Origin of the sequence: Paenibacillus sp. FSL R5-0810 (assembly GCF_038002285.1) — a bacterium.
GTDB lineage: Bacteria > Bacillota > Bacilli > Paenibacillales > Paenibacillaceae > Paenibacillus_AQ > Paenibacillus_AQ lactis.
Genome location: NZ_JBBOCF010000001.1, coordinates 6,389,905 through 6,401,805, shown reverse-complemented (window position 1 = coordinate 6,401,805; position 11,901 = coordinate 6,389,905). Strand labels below are relative to the sequence as shown.

General features: G+C 51.9%; 8 protein-coding genes and 1 pseudogene. All 9 read right to left on the bottom strand.

The window, feature by feature from the left end:
• Window positions 1-532 precede the first annotated feature (532 nt).
• Complete coding sequence (locus MKX76_RS28665) at window positions 533-1,264, bottom strand: DUF6081 family protein (protein ID WP_007132370.1); 732 nt, start codon at window positions 1,262-1,264, stop codon at window positions 533-535.
• A gap of 31 nt (window positions 1,265-1,295) precedes the next feature.
• Window positions 1,296-2,222: a prenyltransferase gene (locus tag MKX76_RS28660; RefSeq protein ID WP_144873439.1), complete on the bottom strand. Its 927-nt coding sequence runs from the start codon at window positions 2,220-2,222 to the stop codon at window positions 1,296-1,298.
• Between the two features lie 151 nt (window positions 2,223-2,373).
• Entirely contained in the window at window positions 2,374-3,351 is a 978-nt protein-coding gene (locus MKX76_RS28655; RefSeq protein ID WP_251535585.1) for a LacI family DNA-binding transcriptional regulator, read from the bottom strand.
• Between the two features lie 290 nt (window positions 3,352-3,641).
• Window positions 3,642-4,106: a phage tail protein gene (locus tag MKX76_RS28650; protein ID WP_210094486.1), complete on the bottom strand. Its 465-nt coding sequence runs from the start codon at window positions 4,104-4,106 to the stop codon at window positions 3,642-3,644.
• 271 nt (window positions 4,107-4,377) lie between these two features.
• Window positions 4,378-4,858: pseudogene (locus MKX76_RS28645) on the bottom strand (GyrI-like domain-containing protein).
• Window positions 4,859-5,262: 404 nt separating this feature from the next.
• Window positions 5,263-6,924, bottom strand: a complete 1,662-nt coding sequence (locus tag MKX76_RS28640; RefSeq protein WP_210094488.1) for a hypothetical protein — start codon at window positions 6,922-6,924, stop codon at window positions 5,263-5,265.
• A 323-nt stretch (window positions 6,925-7,247) separates the two neighbouring features.
• A complete protein-coding gene (locus MKX76_RS28635; RefSeq protein WP_007132363.1) occupies window positions 7,248-9,107 on the bottom strand; it encodes a glycoside hydrolase family 35 protein in 1,860 nt (619 codons plus the stop codon).
• A gap of 36 nt (window positions 9,108-9,143) precedes the next feature.
• A complete protein-coding gene (locus MKX76_RS28630) occupies window positions 9,144-10,397 on the bottom strand; it encodes an alpha-L-fucosidase (protein WP_007132362.1) in 1,254 nt (417 codons plus the stop codon).
• Between the two features lie 110 nt (window positions 10,398-10,507).
• The gene (locus MKX76_RS28625; RefSeq protein ID WP_007132361.1) at window positions 10,508-11,875 is read right to left on the bottom strand and encodes an ABC transporter substrate-binding protein; all 1,368 of its coding nucleotides are present in this window, start codon (window positions 11,873-11,875) and stop codon (window positions 10,508-10,510) included.
• Window positions 11,876-11,901 lie beyond the last annotated feature (26 nt).

Sequence of the window (11,901 nt, the reverse complement as noted above, 5' to 3'; positions counted from 1 at the left end):
GGAACCGCTTGGGCGGGGCCCAAATCCCTTATCGGGACCTGTTGGCTCGTTGGCGCCACTTTAGCGCAGCACAAGTCCCTTTTTGGGACCTGTTGGCTCGTTGGCGCCGCTTTAGCGCAGCATAAGTCCCTTTTCGGGACTTGTTTCCCCGTAGGCACCGCTTGGGCGAGGCTCGTTCGCTTGGGGGCGGCCATAACACTCAAGTAGATGCCATTGTCGACGCGGGAGAAATGCACCTGTACGAGCCTCTACTCTCCCGCGCTACTCAAGCAAACTAGTCTACTCCCAGACACCAATGCTATCCAACCAAACTAATCTACTCCCAGCTCCCGTGCCACCCAAACGAACCAATCTACTTCCAACCTCCACGCTACTCAAACAACCAATCTCCCCCTTGCTCCCGCGCTACCCAAGCAAACCAATCCACTCCCTGCCCCCAGTACTACCCGAGCAAACCATCCCCCCTCCCCTTAAGACGCAAACGAGCCGCGCTCTAACGTGAGCGCGACTCGCTTTTTTACATGGATAGCAGCTATTCCTTAATGGTTACCGTAACCGGGGAATACTCGGCAATGACGGTTTGGCCATGAACCGAGACGCTGCCCTGCGGCGTCAGATCCTTCTCCGTCATGATGCCAAGCGCAATCGTGAACTTGTTGAATTTGATCGGAATATTGTTCTCCCGGCGGACCTCCTGTCCGTTCACGTAGAATACCGCCTCGTCCTCACTGCGGTTATAGGTGATTGTGTACGTGTTGAATTCCTGCGGCTTGAAGTGTGTATCTTCCTCTTTAAAAATGCAGAAGAAGCGGGTTTTATCCGATTCCGGCACCTGAACGCCAGGGAAAGGCAGCACCGCATACACGCTCGCATACTTATCGTTCGAAGCGAAGAAGTCGAGCGCCGCTCCGGTTGAGAAATCCAGCAGATTCAAAGATACGTAACCGTCGTACAAATCACCGGGAACGGTGCCCTGCGTACGGGCACGGATCTGAAGCTCAAAGGTCACTTCGCCCGATTCCGGCACTTCAACCTCTTCCACGGAATAATACATATGCTTGGCATTGTCGAGAATCTGAATCTGATTATGCTGGCGGCTCAGCGGTGCGCGCACATACAGGATGCCGTTGCGCACGATAACGACAGCGTCGGGCTCCCGGTACTCCCAGAAGGAACCGTCCGGCAGCGGAAAGCCGCCGATCTTCCAAACCTTGCCCTCCGACAGGATGGTATGAAAATCACCAAAAACACGTTGTTGTTCCATCTAAGGTCTCCTTCTTTCTCACAAAAATAGGTTAGAATGCCTGGATTATGCCTTGGACGAGCAGCGACAGGATCAACACGCCGCCGCAGCGCATCGTTGTCATCGTTGACGCGCCCATCAGCGGCAAGTAAGCTTCGGAACGATTGCTATCCTTCAGTCTTCCATACACAAGATACAATGGAATAACGGTCAGCAGAGCAATAATCGCATAAGGCGGGAGCGCCCCGGCTAGGACGCAGGCGACCAAGGACAGACAGGCCAGCAGCAGCAGCGCCCGCGAGAACGTCAACGCCCGCTTTTCCCCCCATACGACCACAAGGGTTCTTTTTCCGGCCTGACGATCCGCCTGCCAATGCAGGAAGTGATGGTTGAACAAAATCAACGTCGTGAGCAGCCCGATCGGCAGCGACAACAGCAGGGCCCGAAGATCCATGCTTGACGTCTGGACATAGAATGCTCCCATAACAGGCAAAATACCGAAGGACAACAGGATCGCAATTTCGCTGTAGCCCTTGCCCCGGTATCCGAACCGAACGGGCGGCGCCACGTAAAAATAAGCGATGAGTCCGCCAAGCGCGCCGAACAGAAGCGCCCACCAGCCGCTGATCAAGCTCAGAATAATCCCGCATAACGCGGCAATTCCGAACAGCGTCCAGGTAACGCTCTCGAATTTGCGGATGGACCAGATGCCTTTGGTTAGAAAACCTGAATTCGTGGAGATCGCATCGACGTCCTCCTGGGCTTCCGTATCGGTCCCGTTCTTATAGTCCCACAAATCGTTCACCATATTGGAGAACAAATGGGCGGCCCCGCTTCCGATCAAGGTCAATAAAAAAAGCCCGATATGGAAACGGCCTGTCCAAACATAAGCTCCAAGCGCCCCCAAAGCAACCGGTATGAGCATGACCGGAATGACTTGGATACGCGAAGCTTTTTTAAACTGATTCAGGACATCCACTGGCGTAGGCTCCTTTCTCTCATAAAACAGAATAGAACGCCTGCAACTCGCTTGCAGACGTTAATCGATGTTGTGAAACAAAGCACTTGTACATTAAGGATATCACAATTGTCGAACTTTGTAATCTATTTGTAAGAACTTGGCTAAACTCCTATACGGACGAGCGCTCAATCAATTCGAACGGCAGCTCCTTGCGCACCGGGTCTTTCCGTTCTCCCTGAATATGGGCATACACGATTTTGAAAGCCTCTGAACCCATATCGAGCAGTCGGTTATCGATCGTCGTGAGGCCTAGCATTTTGCCGATGGGTTGATTGTCAAATCCGATGACCGCAAGCTCCTGCGGGATGGATATGTCCCGCTTCTCCGCTTCGTAGATCAAGCCGGCCGCCACATGGTCCCCCGTCACGAGCAGGGCGCTTGGCCGTTCTCTCATATCCATAAGCCGGTTCATGATTGCCGCACCATCCTCAAGATCAATGCAGCCATCCAATATCCATTCCTCACGGTAAGGCTCTCCGATTTCCTTCAGCACTTCCTCATAGGCTGTTTTGCGTGCTCTCGTACTGGGGCTGTCCAGCCTTCCTACCGTAAATCCGATTCTGCGGTGTCCCCGGTCAATCAAATAATGCATGGCACGCCGGAAAGCCTCCGCATGATTAATATATATAGAAGAAAATAATCGCTCCCCCGCATCCAGACAGCAAACAATCGGGCCATATGGACAGTAGGCTTCGATCTGCTCCGGGGTAACGGCGGACGATAGGATAATGATCCCGTCAATTTCCCGGTTCCGCAGCATCTCCAGCACTTCCAATTCTTTGTCCTGCGCATATCCCGTCTGACAAAGGATAAGCCGGTAGCTTGCCGCAAGCGCTTCTTGCCCGGCTCCCTCCATCAGCAAGGAGAAGTACGCATGGTTAATGAACGGCAGCATAATGGCGATATTCATCGTTCTGCCCGTAATGAGGTGAACGGCGTTCATATTGCGCGCATACTTCAGCTGCTTCATCGTCGCCAGGACCCGCGCTCGCTTCTCCTCGCGAACATAGGGATGATCATTGAGCACCCGGGATACCGTGGATACCGACACGCCCGCAAGCTTTGCGATTTCTTTGATATTGGCCATGCTCTTTCCCTCCCTCGATTCTAGCCTGCCGTCTATCTATCCTCGATACTATCATGATCCGGCAGTTGATTCAAAAGAGAGCATGAACCCCAATAGATACTTAAAACGAAAAGCCGCTATTTATGCGGCTTTCAATGTCTACATATTCTTTGTCTTTTATGCTCTTTGACTATATGTTCTTTGTCGTCCGACAAAAAATTCATCATCATTTCATGTCGTTCACGGAATTTTCGATTCCCTTTGAGTTTCGATATACATGGAAGTGCTTGTCGAAATGAAATTCTACTCCCTTAATACTCTCCTTTTATTACGAAAAACGAACCCCGAATGGTTCCGGCTAATTTGGACTTCTGTCTGGCAAACTTAAACTTCCCCTCTAACTCCTGCGGCACCTCCATCCCCTCAGAAAGCTTAAAGCCAACGGCCCGCTTCTTAGGATCATCCACCGTATACATGACGTTGAGGGCAAGACCATCCTCGTAAAAAACGTAGGCAAATTGGATATTCTCCACCTGGAAACGCGACGTTTCTAAAGGTTTGGCCGCAAACTCAATATCGCGTTCTTCTTTCAAAATTCGGTTTACATAATCGAGCGTCTCCTGGCTTTCGCTGGCGGGTACAACCGTAAATTCATGCTTATATTTGTTCATAAAGTAACGGGCTTCGTTCGCTCGTAAACCAGCCAGCGCTTCGGCCACGGGCGAAGATTCTAACCCGGCTGTGGATACGTTTTTAAAATCAACGATATGGGACATGTTCATCACTCCTAAAAGTTTTGTGAGCGTTACTTCTTCGAATTACTTCGAGCAAAACTCGCATCGGAAGCATCAACTTAGTTTTGTGAGCGTTACTTCCTCGAGCCTACTTCGAGCAAAACTCGCATCGGAAGCATCAACTTAGTTTTGTGAGCGTTTCTCGAGCCTACTTCGAACAAAACTCGCATCGAAAGCGTAGACTTAGTTTTGTGTGGGGTACTTCTTCGAACTACTTCGAGCAAAACTCGCTTCGGAAGCATCGCGAGTCTCTTTATTTTCTTACGACCGGAATCCACACTTCACCAAATACGAGACCGTTTCGCTGCCCCATCTCCACCGTTGCGTTGGGCCCGCCGACATAGGCAAAATCCTGTGCTTCCGGCAGCACCTGTCCAAAAGCAATGCCTGTAAGCACTTGACTCAACTCCTCAGCCGTCTGCGCTTCTCCTTTTACAACGAGGTATTCCCCTTTTAGGAAACTGGATGACTCTGGTCGCTTCCGGTAACGATGCCTCGGTCATCACGCCAGCGTAATACATCATCTTGTTATTCACCGCTTCGTTTACGGCAAAAATATAGTCATTTGCGGCCACGGCCTTTAATGTGTCAAGTCTTCCATCTTGTTTCACGGCTTTCCAAAAGTCCGCCTTCTCCTTGTTTATGCCGGCATAGTCGGTGTAGTCGCTTTGAAGCTCCGTTCCGATTCCTAATACGATAAAGCTGTCTTTTTCCTCAATACTGTAATTTGCCATATTCAATCCCTTCCTCTTCTTTAAATTGTGATTCCTATGTTTTATTACTTGATGGGTTAATCATAACTTTAAATCGTGTCAAAAAATGATACTGTTTAAATGAGCCATGAAAAAAAACGGATCGGATGGGGAGTATCGGCTTTATATCCACACTCCGACGATCTAGGCTGTCAATGAATCGGCTACGTACAAGTACTTGGCAATTTCGGCAAAGGATATAACTACTTGTCATTACAGTTACAACAATAAATTAATATACTTCGATTAAAAAGACATCGAATGCGGCTAGCAACAAAGTAACGCCGATTGAAGACTCAGAGAGTCCGCAACCGGCGCATCTGCTCAACATTTCCTATACTTTAAAGGACGGGTTAACTCGCCAGTCCCTCTTTTCTGTTCGATAACTACACAGAATACGGTTCAAACGTACATTCCGCCCCGTTGATCATTCTCGCCGAGCTGCCTGAACCCCTATGCTTCAAAAATAGTCGGTCTTCCGTCGTCCATCCTGTATACGCCACCTCAAGCCCGCCGTCTGTCTTGAATTCCGGCCTCTGCCCGGACATTTGCCGTGCGAACGCCGCCAGCTGTCCGATCCCTCTGTTCTCCGCTTCCCGAATGGACACCGCCTCTACGGCGAGAGCAATTCCGTCGCCTCGGCAAACAATCTGTTGATATCCGGACTGCGCCCGAATGTCATAAGCCGTCCCCGGGCTTAAATGTATGGCAAAATAAACCTCATCTACCTTGCCGTACAAAGCTTCGGCCTCGTACAACCATTCCCCTTCCGGCAGAACGCCGACGATTTCTTCGCCACTGGCAACCGCCAGTTCAGGCAGCGGATAGAGCGCCAGCACCACATTTTTGTGATACAGCACCTCCATCCACTCGCTTTGGTGACGAGGATCGCTTCCCGAAGGATCGTATCCCTCCCCCGGATGGAAAAAATACAGCTGATTCGCCTTCCCGCCTAAACGGACAGGCAGGCTGAACATCCAGCGCAGCTGCTCGTTGTCGAACTCCCGGACCCGCTCCCACAATCCGCCCGCCGCAAAATCCTCCGTCACATAAGCATAGGAGTGCAGCTTTCGCAACTCGCCGTCAACCGATTTCATCAGCACCTTGCGCACTTCCGCCGGTTCGCTTCGATGCAGGGCAAGGTGCCGGGCAGCTTCCGGAGCTTCGTGGAATAGAAAACCGGCATATTCCGTGCGCGGCATCTCCTCCGGAAGGCTAAAATCACCGAACTGGACATAATCGTGAAGCACATTGGCATCCCGCGGAGCATCATGCGGCCATCCCCTGGAGTGGGCTCCTACCCACGCCCCCTTCAGGTAATAAGACGCGCGAAGGCTCCACAGCTCATCCAACAGTTCATGAAGCTTCTGCTTCACTTCCGGTTCCTCCGCCAATTCCAGCGCACAGGTGAACGCCTGTGTCCAATGCCAAAACCACGGCAGGCACCCATACTCAGCCATACCCTCCCGGCGGAGCAGAGTCAGGGTATCCCTAAGGCTTTGTTTTCCGTCCTCCAGAAGCTCCTTATCCCCGAACCGCTGGCCGAATATTAGCTTGGCCGCCGTATACTTCGCCTCATGATGGTTGCACACCGTGAGCGGCTTGCGAAAAAAACCTCCGCGATAGATGTGTTCCAGCGCGGCCTCAAACTCCCTCGCCAGGCCCTCGTTCATCCCGCTTTCAAACTTGTGATGGAAAAAAAACATCAAGCTCCCCATCAATTCCACCGGCAGCACGTGCGGACTCGCCGCCTCCGGCTTCGGTTCCAGGTTCAGCGGCCAGTGTCCGTACATCGGACTCTTCGCATCCCGGTCCTGCAGCCGCAGCACACGACCCAAAACCTCCTCTGCCAGCCGCTTACCCTCCTGCCGGTTGAACTGCGGATCATGCTCCAGGTCTAACGAAGCTGCAAACAAATAGGAGGCATAATAGAAGTTGTCTCGCACATCCCCATGAAACCACAGTCCGCTGGATTGCAGGGGCAGCCTCCATGCTTGTTCCGCAACATTCCGAACAATCCGGTTCATTCTTCCATGATAATCGTTCATCGTCTTCTCCTTCCCAATCCGGTGATAAAGCCGCTTCCCTACCCTAATGTAAGATAAAAACGAACAAAAAGAAACCAATTTGAACACATATAAACCTATTAAAGAGCCTCAAGTCCATACAAGCTTGAAAATACATACAGGACCGGTTCCCAAGCAGCCCCGCATTCGTCCGGCCATTATCTTAAGCCGTGCTGTCAATCCTTTCATTGCATGATAGGCACCGGACCCTATTTTAGGGCATATACAGCAAAAGCCCGGCCAGAGAGCCTCTCTGCCCGGGTCGTTGAACAAGCTAAACTGCAGCATAATTCTGTCGTTATAGGTTACTTGTCCTCTTCGTCCTGTACGAAATTAAGCACGGCTTCATCCACTGCCGCGGTCTGTCCCAGGTCTGGTTGATCTGACAGCTCAACTTCGCAAGATTCGGGACCGCCATGCAGTTCAAAGAGAACCAGCTCGTTCTCCCCTTTACGCAATAAAGGGCCGGGAATATACAAGGCCTTTTGGGGCCCCGCGTTCCAGTACCGGCCGAGATTGAAGCCATTAATCCAGGCGACACCCTTCGTCCAGCCATCAAAGCGAAGGAACGTATCCCCGATGTCCTCCACCTGAAAGCTGCCGCGGTAAAATCCGGGCAGACCCGTGTCTTCCGACGTCGACGTAGACAGCTCTTCATGCTCCGCCTGCCCTTTATCCATAACCGGTTTATAAGAGAGGGATGACAGCATCTGGGACGCAAGCGGCAGGGTCCGGACCGTCCAGTTATACAGGAATTGGTTATCGATTCTCACGCCCTCCGTGATTCCCTTGGGATCGTGGATCAGCGGCCCATAATTGATCCGGCCCATGTTCTCGACGAGAATATCCAGCCTTGCTCCCGTTGCGGGTACGGTAATATCGAGCGGCTGCAAATTCCATCGTTCGATAACGCCAAGCGGCCGACCGTCCAGAAATACCTGGGCGCGATCACGAACCTCCTGAATATGCAGCTGCTGTCCTTGCCTTGGTCCCGGAATAAAGGTGCTGTACAAGATAAAGCCATAGGACTGTCCGAATGTTTCCATTGGCTTGATGCACACGCTTTGTTTCGGCTCTGAGAGATGCTCTAGATTGGCATCCGCAAACAGACCGGCCATCTCAGACAAAGCGACCTTTCCGTAGGCCGCCTTTGGAATGGGCTCCGGAAAGGCGCAACCCGGCTTAAAACCATGCTTGCCGAGCACAGTCCGCACCGCCTCATATTTCTCCGTCTTATCCCCCCATTCCGTCAAAGGGGCATCATAATCGTAGCTTGTCGTCGTCGGTTCATAGGTCTTGATGTGATTCGCTCCGCTGTAAAAGCCGAAGTTGGTTCCGCCATGGAACATATACATATTGATCGAGGAGCCCTTCTCAAGCATTTCATCCAGTACGCCGGCGACATCGGCCGCATCCCGGACATGATGGTCCTCCATCCAGTGATCAAACCAGCCGTTCCAGAATTCCATGACCATCAGCGGCTCATCCGTACGGTATTCGCGGTATTTGCCGAACGATTCTTCTACCCGGGAACCGAAATTTACAGTCGCGTGCACATGGTCGATGGACCCGCCCAGCAGCATTTCGTCGGTTGGCCCGTCGGAGGTAAAGAGAAGCACATCGACGCCACGCCGCACCAGTCCTGCGCGCAAATACTCCAGATAAGCGTGATCGTTGCCGTAACTGCCGTATTCATTTTCGACCTGAACAGCCAGGATCGGCCCTCCGTTCGAAGACAGGAGCGGAACCATTCTCGGGATCAGCTCGTCGTAATAATGATCCACCTTACTTAAATAGAGCGGGTCACTGCAGCGAAGCCGGATTTCTCCATAACCTAGCAGCCAGCCCGGCAAACCTCCAAATTCCCATTCCGCACAGATAAACGGGCTGGGTCTGACAATGACGTGCAAGCCGAGTTTCCCGGCTAATTCGATAAACGATCCAACGTCGGCCATCCCGCTAAAGTTAAATTCCCCTTCTGTGGGTTCATGCACATTCCATGCGATATACGTTTCAACGGTATTAAAGCCGCAGGCCTTTAATTTTAAAAGCCTGTCCTCCCAATATTCAGGAACGACACGGAAATAGTGAACCGCTCCCGATATGATCCGGTAAGGCTGCCCGTCCAGCAGGTATTGTCCGTTCTTCCAAGTGAGCACTCCCATTCCAGTTCTCCTCCACCTTATGTTAGGATCCAAGGCTTATTGCCCGCAGCGATAAACCGCCAATTTTTTGATGACCGGACTTGCGGCCGCTTCCAGTACCCGCAAACGCACCTTGTCGGTCGTTACCGGAGAGAACGCATCGATTTTCTTGTGACCGATCGCGCTGCCGCGTGTCAGCTCGAGCCACTCTCCACCGACGAAGGCTTCCAGCACATACTGACTGATCCTTTCCCCGTATGCAATCTCCTCCATGACCACGACATGATCGATCACGCATGCTTGGGGAAGGATTAACTGAACGGCCTCTCCCGATCCCGAGCCTTCGGCCAGGGCAGAACCGAACCGACGCTTGATCTCTCTGCCAAATTCCAGAAGCCGCTTTACATCGGCCTCCGGAAGCAGTCCCCGGGGGTCCGGAGCGACATTGAGCAGCAAGGTCGCTCCATGTCCAACCGACCGGTAATAGATGTCCATAAGCTGATCAAGAGACAACAGCAAATGTTCCTCGTCCGGATGCCAGAACCAGCGGTCTTTTCGGATCGGTACATCGCATTCTGCGGGCACCCAGCTCGGCGTCTCCGTCAGCCATTTCAGCGATTCTTCGCTGAACATGCTGCCCCGAGAAGAATCGGCCGTGTTCCAGCAAGGATACGGAGCGACACCATCCTCATTGCCGACCCACCGAATCGTGGGCGCGCCCATATTAAACACCATGGCGCTTGGCTGATATTTTTTCACAAGACCCATGATTCGCGGCCAATCATATTCGCGGCCTTCCGATCCCGCGCCGTCAAACCAAATTTCCACAAGCGGACCATAGCCGGTTAAGAGCTCCTCCAATTGTCTGCAATAAAAGTCATCATACTGCTGCGGATCGGCATAACACGGCTCGTGCCTGTCCCAAGGGGATACATAAATACCGAAGCCGATGCCCTCCTCCCGGCAAGCTTCCGCGCATTCTTTCACGACATCGCCCTTGCCTTCCTTCCACGGGCTCGAGGCTACGGAGTAATCCGTCGTCGCCGTCGGCCACAGGCAAAAGCCGTCATGATGCTTGGCCGTCAGTATGAGATAACGGAAGCCGGCTTCCTTCGCGGACCGGGCCCACTGTTTGGCATCCAGGCGTTCCGGATTAAACAAGGCCGGAGCATCCTTGCCTTCCCCCCATTCCTGGTCACAGAACGTATTGATTCCAAAATGGCAGAACATCCCGAGCTCCATATCCTGCCAAGCTAATTGCTCCGGCGAAGGAACAGCTAGCTGCTCCTCTAGCTTTCTTGTTATTGACATGCTTTCCCCTCCAACTCTCTACAGTTGAAAAAAAAGGGCTTTGGGAAGCCGGCTTAATGGCCCCCCGAAGCCCGATTCCTACCAGGATTCTTTACCCTGTGCTATCCCTGTTACTTGATAACGCCTTTTTCGTTAATGATTTTCGTGGCCTCATCGACCATCCATTGTTGAACCTCATCAATCGGCTCATTGCTGAGCATGAATTTAGAGAAGCCGTCATTTATGATCTTGGTCAATTCCGCGGTAGACGCGATCATGACTTTGGCGGCATCCAGATATTGGATTTCATCGCTGAACAGCGTATATTTCAACGAATCCATATCGTACATATCCTCTTTGCCGGCAACCAGCTTCGTCAGCAATTCCTCGTTATTCGCCTTTTTGTAGCCAGAGAACTCAAGTCTGTTGTCCGAATCGGCTGTTGTCATGAATCTCATAAGCTTGAAGGAGGCTGCCTTGTTGGCGGAGTTGGCGCCCATTGCCAGCATATTGCCGCTGGTGAAGTATTTTCCTTCATACTCTTTCGGTTCCCAGCCAGCAGGAGGCACAGGTACAGGAGCGAAGGCGGTTTTGAACTCATGCGGATATTGCTCGGTATTGCCTGGGTCTGCGATCGTAAAGTTGCCTGTAAGAATCATAGCGGCTTCTTCATTGAAGAATTCCGTACGGTAGTTCAGCTTCGCAGCAAGCACGTCACTGTAAGGCTTGGCCGACTTGTCCTTCTCCTCCATGTCTTTACGGAGCTGGAAGAAATATTTGTATGTCGGATCCGCCAGAATCGTCGTTCCGTCTTCATAGACGAACGGATCTTTCATCATGGTTTGGGCCGGAGCGTTCATATAAAGCTCCCATGTGTGGAAATAAGATCCGTAGCGCTTGTCAACGCCTTCGCCCTTGGTCAGCTTTTTGGCGTATTCGCGGTAGTCGTCCCATGTCCAACCATATTTCGGAACCTCAAGTCCCGCTTCATCCAGGGCATCCTTATTGAGCATGACATAGTTCGTGCTCTTGGTATACTGCATGCCATAATACTTGTCGCCTAACTTGGGATTTACGAAATACTCGTCTTCCGGAACCAAGCTTTCCTTCTCGTAGAACTCGTTCAGAGGAGCAAGAGCTCCGCGTTCAGCCCGCTCGAGAACTCCGCCCAAGCTCGGGAATTGAATAACATCGATCGCTTCGCCGGAAGAGATCAGGAAATCCAGCTTTTTCAGCATTTCCACGGAATCGCCGGGAACCAGCACCACATGCTCGACCTTGATGTCCGGATTTTGATCCATAAATTCCTGGAGCATGGCATCCGTGCCCGCCTGCTGGGCCTCGTTATCCCAGTTGTAATACTTGATGGTGGTAACCCCATTGTCTGCCTTGCCGGCACCCGATTCTGAACCGGAATTCCCGCAGCCGCTTAAAATCAGGGTGCTTGCCAGAACCGTGCTTAGAATGATGGATAATCTGTGTTTGACTTTTTTCTTCATCTTACTTCCCCCTGCACAGATAAATT